The sequence below is a fragment of the Acrocarpospora corrugata genome, from assembly GCF_009687845.1.
Classification (GTDB): Bacteria; Actinomycetota; Actinomycetes; order Streptosporangiales; family Streptosporangiaceae; genus Acrocarpospora; species Acrocarpospora corrugata.
On record NZ_BLAD01000039.1, the window covers coordinates 54,514 to 71,127 of the forward strand.

Annotated in this window: 17 protein-coding genes; 10 read left to right on the forward strand and 7 right to left on the reverse strand. The window is 72.0% G+C overall.

The genetic code is table 11. The features are described 5' to 3' along the window. Positions 1-8: 8 nt before the first annotated feature. Genes Acor_RS06290 through Acor_RS06310 form a run of 5 tightly spaced genes read left to right on the forward strand, consistent with a single transcriptional unit; the run spans position 9 to position 5,954 of the window. Positions 9-1,223, forward strand: coding sequence for an amidohydrolase family protein (locus tag Acor_RS06290; RefSeq protein ID WP_155335591.1), 1,215 nt, complete (start codon positions 9-11; stop codon positions 1,221-1,223). Continuing rightward, complete coding sequence (locus tag Acor_RS06295) at positions 1,220-2,239, forward strand: peptidyl-alpha-hydroxyglycine alpha-amidating lyase family protein (protein WP_155335592.1); 1,020 nt, start codon at positions 1,220-1,222, stop codon at positions 2,237-2,239. Before Acor_RS06290 ends, Acor_RS06295 begins: the two co-directional genes overlap by 4 nt. After that, on the forward strand, positions 2,236-3,444 hold the full coding sequence (locus Acor_RS06300; RefSeq protein WP_155335593.1) for a uroporphyrinogen decarboxylase/cobalamine-independent methonine synthase family protein: 1,209 nt from the start codon (positions 2,236-2,238) through the stop codon (positions 3,442-3,444). The genes Acor_RS06295 and Acor_RS06300 overlap by 4 nt, the downstream gene beginning before the upstream one ends. Before the next feature lie 17 nt (positions 3,445-3,461). Beyond that, positions 3,462-5,015, forward strand: a complete 1,554-nt coding sequence (locus tag Acor_RS06305; protein WP_155335594.1) for an ABC transporter substrate-binding protein — start codon at positions 3,462-3,464, stop codon at positions 5,013-5,015. A gap of 51 nt (positions 5,016-5,066) precedes the next feature. Continuing rightward, positions 5,067-5,954, forward strand: coding sequence for an SDR family NAD(P)-dependent oxidoreductase (locus Acor_RS06310; RefSeq protein WP_246238464.1), 888 nt, complete (start codon positions 5,067-5,069; stop codon positions 5,952-5,954). Here the strand turns inward: Acor_RS06310 and Acor_RS06315 are convergent. The 6 genes from Acor_RS06315 to Acor_RS06340 are packed head-to-tail and all read right to left on the reverse strand — an operon-like array spanning position 5,951 to position 10,522. Then, positions 5,951-6,739 (reverse strand): amidohydrolase family protein, encoded by a 789-nt coding sequence (locus Acor_RS06315; protein ID WP_155335595.1) that lies wholly within the window; start codon positions 6,737-6,739, stop codon positions 5,951-5,953. The two genes, Acor_RS06310 and Acor_RS06315, sit on opposite strands and share 4 nt — an antisense overlap. After that, a complete protein-coding gene (locus Acor_RS06320) occupies positions 6,736-7,539 on the reverse strand; it encodes an amidohydrolase family protein (protein WP_155335596.1) in 804 nt (267 codons plus the stop codon). Before Acor_RS06320 ends, Acor_RS06315 begins: the two co-directional genes overlap by 4 nt. Beyond that, positions 7,533-7,952 carry a lipocalin-like domain-containing protein gene (locus Acor_RS06325; RefSeq protein WP_155335597.1) on the reverse strand — a complete coding sequence of 140 codons (420 nt, stop codon included), beginning with the start codon at positions 7,950-7,952 and terminating at the stop codon, positions 7,533-7,535. Before Acor_RS06325 ends, Acor_RS06320 begins: the two co-directional genes overlap by 7 nt. After that, positions 7,949-8,695: an HpcH/HpaI aldolase family protein gene (locus Acor_RS06330; RefSeq protein ID WP_155335598.1), complete on the reverse strand. Its 747-nt coding sequence runs from the start codon at positions 8,693-8,695 to the stop codon at positions 7,949-7,951. Before Acor_RS06330 ends, Acor_RS06325 begins: the two co-directional genes overlap by 4 nt. Beyond that, positions 8,692-9,615 (reverse strand): cupin domain-containing protein, encoded by a 924-nt coding sequence (locus Acor_RS06335; RefSeq protein WP_155335599.1) that lies wholly within the window; start codon positions 9,613-9,615, stop codon positions 8,692-8,694. The genes Acor_RS06330 and Acor_RS06335 overlap by 4 nt, the downstream gene beginning before the upstream one ends. A 13-nt stretch (positions 9,616-9,628) precedes the next feature. After that, positions 9,629-10,522, reverse strand: a complete 894-nt coding sequence (locus Acor_RS06340; protein WP_155335600.1) for a DUF6282 family protein — start codon at positions 10,520-10,522, stop codon at positions 9,629-9,631. Positions 10,523-10,632: 110 nt separating this feature from the next. Between Acor_RS06340 and Acor_RS06345 the strand changes: the two genes are divergently transcribed. The 5 genes from Acor_RS06345 to Acor_RS06365 are packed head-to-tail and all read left to right on the forward strand — an operon-like array spanning position 10,633 to position 15,497. After that, on the forward strand, positions 10,633-11,427 hold the full coding sequence (locus Acor_RS06345; protein WP_170316807.1) for a CoA-transferase subunit beta: 795 nt from the start codon (positions 10,633-10,635) through the stop codon (positions 11,425-11,427). Continuing rightward, positions 11,424-12,242: an alpha/beta fold hydrolase gene (locus Acor_RS06350; RefSeq protein ID WP_155335602.1), complete on the forward strand. Its 819-nt coding sequence runs from the start codon at positions 11,424-11,426 to the stop codon at positions 12,240-12,242. The genes Acor_RS06345 and Acor_RS06350 overlap by 4 nt, the downstream gene beginning before the upstream one ends. Further along, positions 12,239-13,027, forward strand: coding sequence for an alpha/beta fold hydrolase (locus Acor_RS06355; protein WP_155335603.1), 789 nt, complete (start codon positions 12,239-12,241; stop codon positions 13,025-13,027). Before Acor_RS06350 ends, Acor_RS06355 begins: the two co-directional genes overlap by 4 nt. Positions 13,028-13,053: 26 nt before the next feature. After that, entirely contained in the window at positions 13,054-14,619 is a 1,566-nt protein-coding gene (locus Acor_RS06360; protein WP_155335604.1) for a class I adenylate-forming enzyme family protein, read from the forward strand. After that, positions 14,616-15,497: a CoA transferase subunit A gene (locus Acor_RS06365; protein WP_155335605.1), complete on the forward strand. Its 882-nt coding sequence runs from the start codon at positions 14,616-14,618 to the stop codon at positions 15,495-15,497. Before Acor_RS06360 ends, Acor_RS06365 begins: the two co-directional genes overlap by 4 nt. 1 nt (position 15,498) lies before the next feature. On the opposite strand, the gene Acor_RS06370 is transcribed toward Acor_RS06365, so the two are convergent. Next, entirely contained in the window at positions 15,499-16,500 is a 1,002-nt protein-coding gene (locus Acor_RS06370; protein WP_155335606.1) for an aldo/keto reductase, read from the reverse strand. Positions 16,501-16,614: the final 114 nt, after the last annotated feature.

The window sequence follows — 16,614 nt, forward strand, 5'->3', positions numbered from 1 at the left end:
GAGATCCGATGGAATACGACCTGCTGATCAGGGGTGGCCGGGTCCTGGACCCGGGACAGGACATCGACCATGTCCTGGACGTGGCGATCACCGGCGGGCGCGTCACCGCGCTCGGCCAGAACCTCCCCGCCGACCAGGCCCGCCGCGTGATCGACGTGAGCGGCCCGGGCCGGTACGTGGTGCCCGGCCTGATCGACCTGCACACCCACATCGCGCACGGCGCCATCACCCCCGGCGTCGGCATGGAGGGCTGCGACCCGGACGTGATCGGCATCGGCTCCGGGGTGACCACGCTGGTGGACGCCGGCTCCGTCGGCGTGGCCGCCATCGGGGTCTTCTCCGCCTACATCCAGCCCAGGGCCAGAACCAGGATCGTCCCCTACCTGAACATCGGCAGCTACGCCCACACCATGCCCACGATGGTGGACGTCAACAGCATGGAGGAGATCGACCCGGCGGCGATCGCGTTGTGCGTGGCGGCCAATCCCGGGCTGGTCCAGGGCATCAAGCTGCGCCTGGTCGGCCCGCTGATCGCCGACCACGGCAAGGAGATCTTCGCCGCCGCCAAGTCGGTCGCCCGCGAGCACGGCGTGCCGCTGATGGTGCACATCGGCGACCTGTCCGCGCACCGGCGCCCCAGCCCCGAGCGGCTCACCCCGATCACCCGGTTCGCCGTCGACCAGCTGGACCCCGGCGACATCCTCACCCACCTGTGCACGCCCAACCCCGGCGGCGCGGCGGACCTGACCACCGCCCTGGCCGAGGCCAGGGAGCGCGGCGTGATCCTGGACGCCGCGCTCGGCCGGGGCAACTTCGGCCACCGGGTGGCCCGCGAGCAACGCCGCTCGGGTCTCGCCCCCGACACCATCAGCAGCGACCTGACGGCGTTCGGCCAGAGCTTCCACTCGCTGCTCGAATGCATGGCCAAGTTCATGGCCGTCGGCTACAGCCTGACCGACGTGGTGCGCATGACCACGGTGAACGCCGCCCGCGCCCTCGGCCGGGAACACGAGCTGGGCGCGATCGCCGTCGGGCGGGAGGCCGATCTCACCGTGCTCGACCTGGTCGAGGGCGACTTCGCGTTCGTCGACACCGCGCAGGAGACCTTCCACGGCGAGCACGGCCTGGTGCCCGTGCAGACCGTACGGGCGGGGGAACTGGTGCCACCGGTCTGGGGCACCCATCCGTGGGGCTGGCTGCCGGCCACCCGGGGCGACGCGTGAGCCCGGTCACCCGCGGCGGCCGCCGCCGCTTCCAGGTCGAGGAGGGCTGGGAGCGCCTGCCGGACGGCCTGCGGCACGCGGACGTGACCGCGGTCGACGTGGACGCGGAAGACCGCGTCTACCTGTTCACCCGCTTCGACCACCAGGTCCTGGTCTACGAGCGGGACGGCACGTTCGTACGCTCCTGGGGCCTGGGCCTGTTCACCCTGCCGCACGGGCTGACGGTCGGCCCCGACGGCTCGGTCTACTGCGTCGACGCGGGCGACCACACGGTCCGCAGGTTCACCCCCGACGGCGAACTCCTGCTGACCATCGGCACCCCGGGCGAAGCATCCGACACCGGCTACACCTCCGACGGCCCGGCGCGGGTGCACCGCGTGGAGCGGGTCCGCCGCCCCGGCGGCCCGTTCAACCGCTGCACCGACCTGGCCGTCGGCCCGGACGGCGACCTGTACGTGACCGACGGCTACGGCAACTGCCGCGTGCACGTGTTCACCCCCGACGGCGAGCTGAGGCACTCCTGGGGCGAGGTCGGCACCGGCCCCGGCCAGTTCCACCTGCCGCACTGCCTGGCCGTCACCCCCGACGGCCGGGTCCTGGTCGGCGACCGCGAGAACGACCGCGTCCAGGTCTTCGACGGCGACGGCCGGTTCGTCACGGCCTGGACGGACGTGCGCCGCCCCTGCGCGCTGACCGTCGCCCGGGACGGCACGGTCTTCGTCGCCGAACTGTGGCGGCCGAAGGGCGGCAGGTCCTTCGTGCACGGCGAGACGGGCGAGGACCAGCCGGCCAGGCTCTCCGTGCTCGACCGGGACGGCCGCGTGCTCGAACGGTGGGGGGACTCCAGCCGGGAGCGCGCCGCCCCCGGCAACTTCATCGCCCCGCACGGCATCGCGCTGGACTCCCGCGGCGACCTGTACGTCGCCGAGGTGACCCACAGCTTCGCCGTCAGGCCCGGCCTGGTCCCGCCCTCGTGCGGCGACCACCAACTCCAGAAGTTCAAAGGAATCGTATGAGGCGCGACAACCATCGAATTCTCACCACGCACGGCGGCAACCTGCCCCGCCCGAGGGACCTGGACGAGCTGATCGCCCAGGGCGACCGGGCGGCCATCGACGAACGACTCCCTGGCGCCGTCGGCGAGGTCGTGGACCTCCAGCTCGCCTGCGGCCTGGACACCGTCAACGACGGGGAGTACGTCAAGGCCGCCAACCTGTCCGGCTACGCCGGCTACATCCACGCCCGGGTGACCGGCTGGGAGACCTTACCCATCGACCCGAGCCTGCCCCCGAAGCGCGAATACGTGGCCGCCCGCGACAAGGCCGACTTCCCCGGCACGTACGCCTCCGGGCTCTGGCTGGCGGGCTCCGGCGGCCCGGTCCGGCCGGGGTTCTCGACCCCGGGGGCGGCCCCCAAGCTGCCGACCAGCGGACGCGTGTGCACCTCCCCCGTCACCTACACCGGCCAGGACGCCATCGCGGCCGACATCACCGCACTCAAAACGGCCCTGGCAGGCCGGGAGGCGGACGGTTTCATCGCCGCGCTCGGCCCGCTCAGCCTGGGCGCGGGCGCCAGGAACGCGTACTACCCGACCGAAGAGGAGTACATGTACGCGGTCGCCGAGGCCCTCCGCGAGGAGTACCGGGCGATCACCGACGCCGGTCTGATCCTGCAGATCGACGAGCCGGAGTTCGCCACCACCTGGCAGTTCCATCCCAGCTGGACGGTGGCGGAGCTGCGCCGCTACCTGGAGTCCGCGGTCGAGGTGATCAACCACAGCATCGCCGGGCTGCCCGCCGAGCAGATCCGCATGCACACCTGCTGGGGCAGCGGTCACCGCCCGCACACGCGGGACATCGGCCTGGCGCACATCGCCGACCTGTTGATCAAGGTCAACGCGCAGGCGTACGCGGTCGAGGCCGGAAATGTCCGGCACTCGCACGAGTGGCGCGTGTGGGAGGACGTGAAGCTGCCCGAGGGCAAGATCCTCATCCCCGGCGTGGTCAGCCACGCGACCGACCTGGTCGAGCACCCGGAGCTGGTCGCGGAACGGCTGGTCAACTACGCCGGTGTGATCGGCCGCGAGAACCTGCACGCCGGCACCGACTGCGGGATCGGCTCCCGGGTGGGCCACGAAGAGATCGTCTGGGCGAAGCTGACCGCTCTCGCCGAAGGCGCCGCCATCGCCGCCGAGCGGCTGCGGACCAAAGCTCGACTCTGAAACATGGAGGCAAGGCCGTGAAACGAACGTCAGTCAAATCGGCCGGTGTGATTCTCGCCTTAGGTCTCGCCGTCGCCGGGTGCGGCGGCGGGACCGGAACCGGAGCAGGTTCCGGCGGGAGCACACAGGGAAACGCGGCGGGATTCGACCGCGACGCCATTCTGAGGTGGGCGGTGCCGGGCATGCCGACCTCCTTCGATCCCCGCAAGTCGGCGCCGCTGGACCCCGTCTTCCTGGACGTCGTCTACGAGAGCCTGATCAACCGGACCCCCGCAGGGGAACTCGCGCCGGGTCTGGCCACCGAGTGGCAGCTCGGGGACGAGAACAAGACGATCACCTTCAAGCTGCGGCAGGGCGTGAAGTTCCACAACGGCGAGGAACTCAACGCCGAGGCCGTGAAGGCGTCCCTGGAGGCGTACAAGAAGGAGGGGGCGCTGGCCGGCACCCTGGCGGGCCTGGACCAGGTCGAGGCGCTCGCCCCCGACCAGGTCAAGCTGACCTTCAAGGAGCCGTCCGGCTACATGATCAACGTGCTGGCCGGGGAGGCGGGCATCGTGGTCGCGCCGAGCGCGCTCACCGACCCGGGGCTGACCGGCAAGCCGGTGGGCACCGGGCCTTTCCAGCTGGACACCCTCAGTGAGGGCAAGGTGTCCTTCAAGCGGTTCGACGGCTACTGGGACGCCCAGCGGATCACCATCGGCGGCATCGAGATGGCGCTCTACTCCGACGAGTCCACCCGGCTGCGCGCGGTCAAGTCGGGGCAGGCGGACGGCACGTCCATCACGCCCGGCCAGATCAAGGAGTCCGAGGCGGCAGGACTGACCGTGATCAAGGGGCCGAACACCACCTTCAACGGCATCCTGATCAACACCGGCTCCGACAAGCTGAGCGACCCGAAGATCCGCCAGGCCATGCTGTACGCGATCGACCGCGAGTCCATCAGCAAGAACCTGTACGCCAGCTCGTGCGCGCCGGCCGTACAGCCGCTCCAGCAGGGATTCTGGGCGAACGTGCCAGAGCTGAACGACGTCAAGCAGTACTACGACCCGGCCAAGGCCAAGCAGCTGCTGGCCGAGGCGGGCTTCCCCGGCGGCTTCGAGATGCAGCTGGAGGTCGGCCCCAACACCTCCTACCAGACCCTGGCGCAGGCGCTCCAGGCCCAGCTGCAGCAGGTCGGCATCAAGGTCAACATCAAGGTCCTGGAATTCCAGCAGATGGTGAACGCGCGCAGGACCGGCAAGTTCACCGCCACCGTCTCGCTGCTCCAGGCCGGACGGCCCGACCCGAGCCAGTTCGTCGCCGACTTCTACCTCAAGGGCGGCCTCTACAACCCCGGCGGCTTCGAACTGCCGGGCGGCGCCGAGCTGCTCGCCAAAGCGCGGGTGAGCGACGACGTGACCCAGCGGGCCGCGCCGCTCCAGGAGATCTTCAAGAAGGTCCTGGAGGTGGGCCCGCCGGTGGTGCCGGTCTGCGGCGTCACCTACGTGGCCGCCTTCCGCAAGGGAGTCACCGGCATGAACGTGCCGGTGACGGGCGACTACGACTTCGCCCCCTTGAAGATCAGCTCATGACTCCCGGGGGCGCCCGCGTGGGGCGCCCCCACTCGACACGCAAAGAAAGGGATGACTGTGCGGCTCGACGACAAGGTCGCGATCGTCACCGGCTCCGGCCGGGGCCTCGGCCGCGCGTACGCCGAGGCGCTGGCCGCCGCCGGCGCGGGCGTGGTGGTCAACGACATCGACAAGGACGCGGCGGACGAGACCGTGGCCGCGATCACCGGCGCGGGCGGCCGGGCCGTGGCCGAGGTGTGCGCGGTCGGCACGGCGGAGTCCGCGGACGCGCTGGTCCGCCGGGCCGTCGCCGAATTCGGCCGGCTGGACGTGATGTGCACCAACGCGGGGGCGCTCCGCGACCGCACCCTCGGCAAGGTCACCGACGCGGAGTTCGACCTGGTGGTGGACAGCCACGTGCGCGGCACCTTCACCTGCGGCCGGGCCGCCGCCGCCCGGTTCCGCGAGCAGGGCGGCGGCGGCCGGCTGATCCTGGTCGGCTCACCGGCCGGCCAGTACGGCGGCTTCGGGCAGACCGCGTACGCGGCGTCCAAGGCGGCGATCATCGCCATGGTCCGGGTCTGGTCGATCGAACTGGCCAAGGCCGGGGTGACGGTGAACGCCATCGTGCCGATCGCGCTGACCCGGATGGCGGCGACCATCCCCAACCTGACCGAGGTGGTGGCCCAGGTGGAGGCCGGCGCCCCGGTCCCGCCCGAGCTGCGCCGCAAGGGCATCGGGACGGTTCAGGACGTGGCTCCGCTGGTGGTCTACCTGTCCTCGGCGGAGTCGGCCGGGATCACCGGGCAGTATTTCGGCTTTGGCGGCGACAAGTTCGCCGTCTGGGGGCACCCGAAGGAGGAGTTCACGACCTACCGGGAGGGCGGCTGGACGGCGGACCAGCTGGCCGCGGACTTCGCCGGGTTCGCCGAGCACTTCCAGAGTCACCAGGCACGCTAGAAATAGAAGGCCAGGGACGCCTGTGTGATCCGGTCGCGGACGGCAGGATCGGGCACGGTGGCCGCGAAGGAGTCCACCGCGTCCCGGTAGGTGACCGGCCGCCGCGCGCCGACGAAAGGGGCGTCGCTGCCCCAGAACAGATGGTCGGGTCCGGCGGCGGCCAGGAGTGTCTCGGCGTATCCGGCCAGGGTGGCGGCGGGGACGCGGAATCGGTATCCGGCCGACAGTTTCGCCCAGACCTGCCCGGTGACCAGGCCGCGCAGCAGGGCCGCGCCGCCGGGGTTGGCATAGCCGGTCTCCGGGTGCGGGTCGCCGAAATGGTCCACGACCACCTTCACCCCGGCCGCCAGCAGCGCGCCCAGGACCGGCGGCAGCCGCGCCGACTCGATGTTGAGCTCGACGTGCCAGTCCAGGGCGGCGACCTGGCGCAGGAGCGCGCGGTAGCCGGGCCCGGTCAGGTCGGGGAGGTCCGCGCGGCGACGCCACTGGAAGCGCACGCCGACGACACCCTCGGCCGGTGTCAGGTCGGCTATCAGGTCGGTGCCCGGTTCTGCGTCGATGGTGCCGCGCAGCCGCCGGTTCGCGCGGAGCGCGGCCAGCGTGTACGCGTTCCGGTCGGCGAGCAGGCTCATCGCCGAGATGACCGCGTGGCCGACGCCGTGTGCGTCCATCATCCGCGCGTACGCCTCGGTGGTCAGGTCGCCCTCGGGCCGGGTCCAGGCCCCGGGTGCCAGCGGCAGCGTCCGGTCGAACAGGTGGACGTGGGTGTCGACCAGCGGTGTCATAGGCCGTACAGGCGGGCCGCGGCGCCGCCGAGGACCAGGGCGGCGTCTTCGGGTTTGAGGCCGGCCACCGACTCGCGGCCGAGTCTGACCATGTCCGGGTAACCGACCGGGGTCTGCGTGACGTCCGAGCCCCACAGCACCCGCCCGGCCCCGAAGCGGGACACCAGCCAGGTGACGACGTCCGCCGGGGCGTCCGGCAGCCGGGCGTAGTTGAGGGTGGTGACTTTGACGTGCACCTCGGCCAGGTCGGTCAGCGCGAGCAGCGCCTCCGGCCGGTCGGGCTCCACGCTGGCGATGTGGTCGAGCACGACGGGCGTGCCAGGGAACTCGCGTACGACATCGGGCAGGGCGCGCAGGCAGTCGTCGCGGTTCCACCGGTAGATGTGCAGGCACATCGAAAGCCCGAGCTCGGCGGCCGACCGCCAGACCCGCCGTGCCGAGGGCCCCGCGAACCAGTCCGTCCCGCCGGGGCCGCCGTGCTGGTTGCCGCCGGGGGCGGTGAGCCGCATCGCCACCGCGCCGCGCCCGGCCCAGCGGCGTACCGTCGTCTCGGCGTCCGGAGCCTGCGCGTCGACCACGCACATGGCCGCCAGCCGGTCCGGATGCCGCGCGGCCGAGTCGACCACGTAGCTGTTGTCGAACCCGAACACGTGCGCTCGCTGCACCGCGACGGCGGCGGCGAGCCCGTGCTCGTCCAGCGCGGCCAGCAGCCGCTCCGCCGTCATCGGGTCGGTGACCTCGCGGTGGCTCGGGTAGGCGGGGTCGTTGACGGTCAGGTGCGCGTGCGCGTCGATCAGCATGAGAGGCGTTCCCAGACGAGGACGGGGGTGGGGGGATCGCCGTGGCCGCGTTCGGCGCGCAGGACCAGCCGGGATTCGGTCAGGACGGCCCGGCGGACCAGGGTGACGCCGATCCAGTTGGGGTAGAGGGCGGCTTCGATGTGGTGCAGGACCAGGTCACCGCGCCATTCGTACCTGCCGCTGTAGGCGCCGTAGCCGCGGACCGCCTCAAGGCGTTCGGCGTCGGTCGCCCAGCGCCAGTTGGGGGTGGCCAGCGGCGGCCGGTCTCCTGGCATGTACTGGACGGCCATGTAGCCGTCGGGGCCGTACAGGAGCCGGCCGAGCGGGGCGTCGCCGAGTGGCCGAGTGCCGTCGGGGCCGTCGCTTTCCATGTAGTAGTCGTCGAGACGCCAGCTTCCGGTGATCGAGGTCACGGCTCCTCCTTGTGGAAGGAGTGGACCATCGTGCGGGCGGTGCGGGCCAGCATGGTGACGTCGTTGCCCATGATCACGAACTGGTGGCCGAGGGCTACGGCCCGCGCGGCGGAGGCCGCGTCCACGCTGGCCGCGCCGCAGGGCTTGCCCGCCCGTGCGGCAGCCGCCCTGGCCCTGCCCAGCAGCCCCTGCAGCTCGGGGTCGGCCATCTCCACGCCGAGGGCGAGCGACAGATCCCCCGCGCCCAGGAACACCGCGTCCACCCCGGGCACGGCCAGGATGTCGTCCGCCGCGGCCACCGCGGCGGGGCTCTCCAGCTGCGGGACACAGATCACGTCCTCGTTGCCGGCCCGCACGTACTCGGCCCGGGGAGTGAGCCCCCACCGCCCGGCCCTGCTGGTTCCGCCCGAGCCCCGGCTGCCGAGTGGCGGGAACCGCACGGCCGAAACCACCCGCCTGGCGTCCTCGGCCGAGTCCACCCGGGGAACCAGAATGCCCCTGGCCCCGGCGTCCAGCACCCGCTGGATGGAGGAGGGCTGGTGGTCGGGCACCCGGACCAGCGGAGCCACCCCGGATGCGGCGGCCATGCTGATCATCTGGGCGGTCAGGCCCAGGTCCAGCGGCGCGTGTTCGAGATCGATGACCACGAAGTCGAACCCGGCGTGGGCCATGATCTCGACGCTCTCGACGGTGGCCAGCTTGATCCAGGTGCCCAGCCTGGGGGCGCTCCCGAAGAAGGTCACCCAGGCTCCCCTGGCGCCGGGTACTCCCCGGCGTTGAGCACCCACCCGGCCTTGGCCGAGAAGTCCGCGCGCGGCGGGCTGAACACGTCGATGAGCAGATGCCGCCCGGAGCCCACGGCCTGGCTGGTGTGCACGGAGGGCGGCGGGATGATCGCGGCCGACGGGCTGCCCACCCGGGCGTGCTCGTCCGCGCGCCACTGGGACAGTTTCGTCGTCCACGGAGTGCGGACGTGGTGGACGTAGTCGCCGGCCACGGTCAGCGAGCACTGCTCGAAGTCGTCGTGGTGGTGCGGGGAGAGCCGGTCGGGGTCGCGCGGCCCGTCGGCGGGGTCGCCGAAGTTGACCATGAAGGAGCTGGTCCGGAAGATCCGGCCGAACCTGCCCGGCTCCCTCGGGTGGTCGGCGGTGCGGTAGACGCGCAGCCGGTGCCCGGCGGGCGGGTCCGGCCACGGCTCCAGGAGGGCCACCCGCGGATGCGGCTCGGCGTAGGACGCGGCGTTGACGCAGCGGGCCAGCACGTCGGTGCTGCGCGCGTCGAACAGCCGGAACAGCTGGGCGTCGCCGCGCGCGGTGATCTCGCTGTCCCCCGGCGGCACGACGACCAGGCCGCCGCCGGACACCGTCCGGCGTTCCGCGGAGGCCGTGACCTCGATGGTGGTCGCGTCGTCCGGCAGGATCACCAGGTACTCCTCGCGCTGCTCGGCGGCGGTGCGGCGGAGGGTGTCGCCGTCGGCCAGGAGGCTGTAGGCGATGGCCAGGTTCTGGCCGCGCGCGTACCAGGTCCTGCCGCCGCGTGCGGTGCTCTCCTGGGGCGGCAGGTCCAGGAACTCGAAGGTGGCCAGCTCGGCGATCGGCGCGTTCGGGTCGCCGGCCGGGCTCCCCGCGTCGAGCGCGGAGCGCGGGTCGGTTGCGCTGTACATGCGGGTCCTTTCTTCAGTCGTCGAGACCGAGGAGATAGGAGGGATTGGTACGCACGATCCGCCGCAGGTCCTTCTCCGGCAGCCCGAGATCCAGCAGCGCGGCGCCGACCCGGAGGAAGGAGTCCACCGGCATCGGCCGCCCCTGCTGGCCGAGGTCGGAGGCGAGCACGGTGTGCTCGGGCCCGACCTGCTCGATCCAGTCGAGCAGCTGCCGGGGCGACCATCTCGCGTTGGCCACCTCGGGGTCGTACATGCTGGTCTCGTGCTCGATGTACGCGCCGAGCCCGATGAACTCGCGGCACTGCGCCGGATCCGAGCCGATCACGAAGTTCGGGTGGCTGACCACCAGCCGCCGCACGCCCCGGTCCCGCGCGGCGGCGAAGACCTCCAGGATGTCGCCAGGGGCCAGGTGCCCGGCGGAGAGCAGCGCCCCGGCTTCGGCGACCACGTCCAGCACCCGGCCGACCTCGGGGATCAGCGCGCCGCCGGGACCGCGCACGTCGACCTGGGCCACCGAGAGCGGGATGGTCGGCTTGGGGAAGCCGCCGCCGGAGTTGTGGTGGTCGATGTGCGCGCTGGAGGAGATGGTGGGGAACCACACACACCGCCCGCCCATCCGCAGGCACATCTCCACCGCGTACGGATTGATGCCGCCGACCTGGTTGTTGAGGGCGATCCCGCCGTACACCCGGGTGCTGAGCGGGGCCAGCAGGTCCCGCATGGCGAGCAGGTCCATCACCGTGTTGTGGTGGTGGGACTTGGCCAGCAGCGCCCGCATGCCCAGCCGCTCGCCGTCCCGGGCGGCGGCCACATGGTCGAACCGGCGCGGGAGCGGGTTGGGCCCGGAGTGGCAGTGCAGATCGACCAGCCCGTGCAGGGCGCGCTCGATCGCGGTGGGTCGCGTCATGTCGTTCCTCTTGACAGCGGCACCCGACACTTTGCAGGGTGTGTACACATTGCGGACTTGATGTACGATAAATGCGAAATTTCATCATGGCAAGCTTCCATGGGGGTCACGTGCCGGACACGACTTACACCTGGGCCGAGATGATGGCGATCTCCATCGCGCACGAGATGGCCGACGGCGACTTCGGCTCCGTGGGCGCCGCCTCGCACATCCCCGTGGCCGGGCTGCGGCTGGCGCAGCTCACCCACGCGCCGAACCTGTCCTTCTTCTGCGGCGGCAGCGGCGCGATGAACCCGAAGATGCGGCGGCTCACCGAGTCCTCCGCCGACTACCGCAACCTGGTGACCAGCGAGTACCAGTTCAGCCTGGACGACGTGGTGGACTTCGAGACCGCGATCAAGTTCGACTTCGCGTTCCTGGGCGGCATGCAGATCGACAAACACGGCAATCTCAACATGGCAGTGATCGGCCCGTGGGAGAAGCCCAAGGTGCGCGGGCCCGGCACGATCGGGCTGATCTTCCTCGGCGGCTTCAAGACCAGCTACATCTACACCGAGCACCACACGCCGCGAATCTTCGTCGACAAGGTGGACTTCGTCAGCGGGGCCGGCTGGCTGGACGGCGGCGACTCCCGGAGCAAGGTCTTCCGCCCCGAGTCCGACGGCCCCCGCCGGGTGTTCACCCCGCTGGGCGTGTTCGACTTCGAACCGGAGAGCCGCCGGATGCGACTGATCAAGGTGCACCCGTGGAGCGACGTCGAGCGGATCCGGGCGGCCACCGGCTTCGAGTTACTGATCGCCGACGACGTGACCACCGTCGACCCGCCGACCGAGGAGGAACTGCGCCTGCTGCGGACCGAGGTCGACACCGACGGCGTGCTGCGCCGCTACCCCGCCACGGCATGAACAGCCGCCGCCTCGTGGTGGACGGCTACCCCACCCACTACCTGGAGGCCGGCGACGGCCCCCCGCTGATCCTCCTGCACGGCGGCGAGTACGGCGCCGCCGCCGAGATCACCTGGGAACACTGCATCCCCGCCCTGGCGGCTCGCCACCGGGTCCTGGCCCTGGACTTCGTCGGCTACGGCCACAGCGCCAAGCTCCGCGACTTCGGCGGCCAGCGACGCCTGATGCTCCGCCAGATCACCGGCGTGCTGGGCGCCCTCGGCATCGACTCCGCGTACTTCGTCGGCACCTCGCTCAGCGGGCGGATGCTGCTCGACGTGGCCGGCCACCCCGCGCCGAGCTGGCCGATCCGGGCGATGGCCGTGGCCGGGATCGGCCTGGCCGCCCCCGCCGCGGACGCCCGGAAGGTCCTGGAGAACTTCGACGGCACCCTGGAGGGCCTGCGCCCGTCCATGGACGTGCTCTTCCACGACCCGCGCTGGCGGGACGACGAGGACTACCTGCGCCGCCGGTACGGCTTCGCCGCCATCCCCGGCGCGTGGGAGACGGCGGCGGCGGCGAACCTGCGCTCACCCATGCGGCGCGGCGACCGCCGCCCGCCCGCCCGCGACTATGGCGGCGTCGCCGTACCCACCTGCCTGATCCGCGGTGAGCACGACCGGCTGGTGCCGGACGGCACCTGGCGCGAACTGGCCGCCCAGATCCCCGGCGCGCGCACGGTCACCATCGCCGGCAGCGGCCACTACCCGCAGATCGAACGGGCCGCCGCGTTCACCGACGCGGTGCTGGACTTCTTCGCCCCGGAGGGATCATGAAAGTGGCGCGGGCCGGTTCAGGCATTCACCTGGAGTCCGGCGGTGGCCCTGGTCCGACGGTGGTGTTCCTGCACGGCTCCGCCGCCTCGGCGGCGGTCTGGAAGCCGCTCACCCGCGCGCTGGCCGGGCGCCGCCCCGACGCCGGCTGGCTCCTCGCCGACCTGCCCGGCCACGGCCGCTCCCGCTGGCAGCTCGACTACTCCCCGGCCGGCTACGCCGACTCGGTGGCCGCCGCGATCCGCGAAAACGCGGCCGACCACCCGGTGCACCTGGTCGGCCACTCCCTGGGCGCGATGGTCGCGCTGGCCCTCGCGGACGGCACCCGCGGGGTGACCCCGGCGTCCGTCCTGGTCCTGGCCATGAAGGTGAGCTGGACCGAGGCCGAACTGACCCGCCGGGCCGCCGCCGCGACCCGGCCGATCCGGATCCACCCCGGCCCGGAGCGGGCCCGCGAACTGTTCGGGCTGATCTCCGGGATGGGCGCGGGCTTCACCGAGGAGGACCTGGACAGCGGGATCACCGTCGCCGAGGGCGGCTACCGGCTGTCCGGCGACCCCCGGATCACCGCCGCGCCCCCGGCGACCGCCGCCGAACTGGCCGCGCTGGCCGCCCGCGCCGGCTGCCCCGTCCGGCTGGCCTGCGGCGACCGCGACCCCGGCATCCGGTACGGGGACCTGGCCGACGCCCTCGGCCGCCCGGTCACCGTGCTGCCGGACACCGCGCACAACGCGCACATCGAACACCCCGACCTGGTCGCCGAGCTGGTGGAACAGGCACTGCGCTGACGAGAGCCGACGAGAACGGAATCTTCATGCGAATCGAGACCCTGCTGCGGCAGAACGCGGTCCGGCGCGGCGACCGGCTCGCCGTCATCTGCGACGAGCGGCAACTGACCTGGGCCGAACTCGACCACGAGAGCGACCGCCTGGCCAACGCGCTGTCCGCGCTCGGCTACCGCGCCCAGGAACGAGTGGCGCTGGTGCTGGGCAACAGCCACCCCATCGTGACCGCCTTCTACGGCCTATGGAAGATCAACCTGGTCGCCGTCGGGATCAACCCCCGGATGACCGCACCGGAGATCGCCCGCATCTTGGCCCACTCGGGCGCGTCCGCGGTCATCTGCGACACCCCCGCCGCGGTCGAGGCCGCCGCCGCGCTGCCCGGCGTGCGCGCGGTGTTCACCGTCGGCCTGGACGGCCCCGAAGGCGGCGGCCACCCGGCACTCGCCGACCTGATCGCCGCCGGCGACCCCACCCCGGCGCCGGAGACCGGCGGCGGCGGCGACCTGCGCTCGCTGCGCTACACCAGCGGCACCACCGGCGCGCCCAAGGGCTGCATGGCCACCCACGACCAGCAGCTCGCGCACACCGCCAACTACCTGGCCGAGGTCGACGTGCCGCGCGGCGGGCCGACCTGGCTCTCGGTGCCGCTCACCCTGGGCGTCGGCGCGTCCTACGTGACCACCACCGCCTACCTGGGCGTGCCGCTGCTGCTGCGCCGGCGCTTCGACCCCGCCGCCTTCGTCCGGGACATCGCCGCGTACGGCGTCGAGCACGCCTTCCTGGTCCCGACCATGCTGGTCGACCTGGTCCGCGCGTTACCCGGCCTGGACCTGCCCGCCGCCCGGCGGCTCAAGATGATCGGGTACGGCGGGGCGTCCATCTCCTGGAGCCTGATCAGATCCCTGACCGAGGCGCTCGGCGTGGACTTCTACCACGCCTTCGGCGCCACGGAGGCGGGCGGTTTCACCGCGCTGCTCACCCCCGACGACCACCGCAACTTCCTGGACGCCGGGGCCACCTCCATCGTCCCGGTCGGCCGCCCGGCCGCGTACGCCGAGGTCAGGATCTTCGACCAGGCCGACCGCGAGGTGGCCCCCAGGGAGACCGGGGAGATGCGGATCAGGGCGGCCAGCGTCTTCTCCGGCTACTGGAGCCAGCCCGAGCTGACCGGCCAGGTGCTCAAGGACGGCTGGCTCCGCCTGGGCGACATCGCCTGGCGGGACGCGCGCGGCTACATCTACCTGGCCGACCGGGCCCAGGGCGTGATCAGGTCCGGCGCCCAGAACGTGTACGCCGGCGAGGTCGAGGCGGTGCTCCAGGCCTGCCCCGGCGTGGCCAGGGCGGCGGTGATCGGCGTGCCGCACGAGCGGTTCGGCGAGTCGGTCCTGGCGCTGGTGCAGCGGGTGCCCGGCGGCGACCTGACCGAGGAGCGGGTGCTCGGCTACTGCGCCGAGCGGCTGGCCGGATACAAGCGTCCCCGCGGGGTGGAGTTCGTCGCCGGCCTGCCGGTGGACGAGGGCGGAAAGATCAGAAGGTCCGAGCTGAAGCGCCTGACCGGCGCGCTGCTCGGCGAGGCGACCGAGGAGGCGCGATGACCGCGAACAAGGTGACGACCCCGGAGGAGGCGGTCGCGGACATCCCCGACGGGGCCGTGATCGCGCTCGGCGGAGTGCACTCGCACAACAGCCCGATGGCCCTGGTCAACGCGCTGATCCGGCGCGGGGTCCGGGACCTGGAACTGATCCCGACCCCCAGCGCGGGCGCGCCGGTGGACATGCTGATCGCGGCCGGCTGCGTACGGCGGCTGCACGTCTCCTACGTCGGCCTGGAGTTCCTCGGCCTGGCCCCCAACTACCGCAGAGCCGCCGAGAACCAGACCATCGACATCGTCGAGGGCGACGAGGCCTACATCGTGTACGGCTTCCGGGCCGGCGCGAGCCGCCTGCCGTTCCTGCCGCTGCCCCCGCTGTACGAGGGCACCGACCTGCCCAAGGTCAACCCGGCCATCCGCACCACCACCGACCCCTACACCGGGCGCACGGTCACCACCGTGCCCGCGCTCCGCGCCGACTACGGCCTGTTCCACGCCCAGGTCACCGACCAGAAGGGCAACGCCCAGATCTTCGGTCAGCGCCGCTTCGAGGACGTCATGGCCAAGGCCTGCGACCACGTCGTCATCAGCTCCGACGAGATCCTGGACGAGTACGCCCCCGCGCCGGACCCCCGCCTGGTGTCCATCCCCGGGGCCATCGTGGACCGGGTGGCGCACGCGCCGTTCGGGGCGTACCCGCTCTCCTCCCCCGGCCACTACGGCTATGACCGGGATCGCCTGGTGGAGTACCGCGACCTGGCCGCCCAGGACCGCACCAAGGAGTACCTGGAAACCTTCGTGCATTCGGTCGCCGACCACCAGGAACACCTGGAGAAGATCGGCACGCGACGGCTGCTCGCCCTGCGGCAGACCTTCCGCTGAGTCACCAGGAGTAGGCCTCGGGCGCGGGGCCGGGACCGGGGAAGATCTCGTCGAGCCCGGCCAGCGTCGCCTCGTCCAGGGCCACCTTGAAAGCCCGCACGGCGGCGTCGAGCTGCGCCGTCGTGCGGGGTCCGATGATGGGCGCGGTGACCCCGGGCCGCCCCAGCAGCCAGGCCAGGGCCACGTCCGCGGGATCCTCGCCCAGCTCCGCGCACAGGTCCTCGTACGCCTGGACGGCGGCGCGGTGCCGGTCCAGCTTGACCAGGCGGCGGCCCCGGTGCGGAGCCAGGCCGGCACCGGGCAGCGGCGCGCCCAGCTGGTTCTCGCGCTCCTTGCGCAGGATGCCGCCGAGCAGCCCGGCGTCCAGCGGGGACCACGGCATCATGCCCACGCCGTAGTGCCGGCAGGCGGGCAGCACCTCCAGTTCCGCGGTGCGTTCCAGCAGGTTGTAGATGGTCTGCTCGCTGACCAGGCCGAGATGGCCGCGCCTGGCCGCGCTCTCCTGGCCGCCGGCGATGTGCCAGCCGGGATGGTTGGATGAGCCCACGTAGACGATCTTGCCCTGGGTCTTCAGGATCTCCATCGCCTCCCAGATCTCCTCCCACGGCACGCTCCGGTCGATGTGGTGCGGCTGGTAGAGGTCGATGTGGTCGGTGCCCAGGCGGCGGAGCGAGTCCTCGCAGGCCCGGCGGATGTGCAGCGCGGACAGGCCGGAGTGGTTGGGCCAGTCGGCCATCCGGCCGTACAGCTTGGTGGCGAGCACGGTCCGGTCCCTGCGCCCGCCGCCGAGGGCCAGCCAGCGGCCGATGATCTGCTCGGTCAGGCCCTCGCCGAACCGCCAGCCGTACACGTTGGACGTGTCGATCACGTTGATTCCGAGCTCGTGGGCCCGATCCATGATCGCGAAGGCGTCCGCCTCGGTGGTCTGGGTGCCGAAGTTGTCGGTGCCGAGGACCAGTCTGCTGATCGTCAGACCGCTGCGGCCGAGGTTCGCGAACTCCACGGAGACTCCTTGAGCAGTTTCAATTATCGGACGATAAGTCCTATATCTAAGAGTCCGATGGTAACGTTGCCGGATAGCTGAGGCAAAAGTGCACGTTGCGGTCCCTTCGTAGCG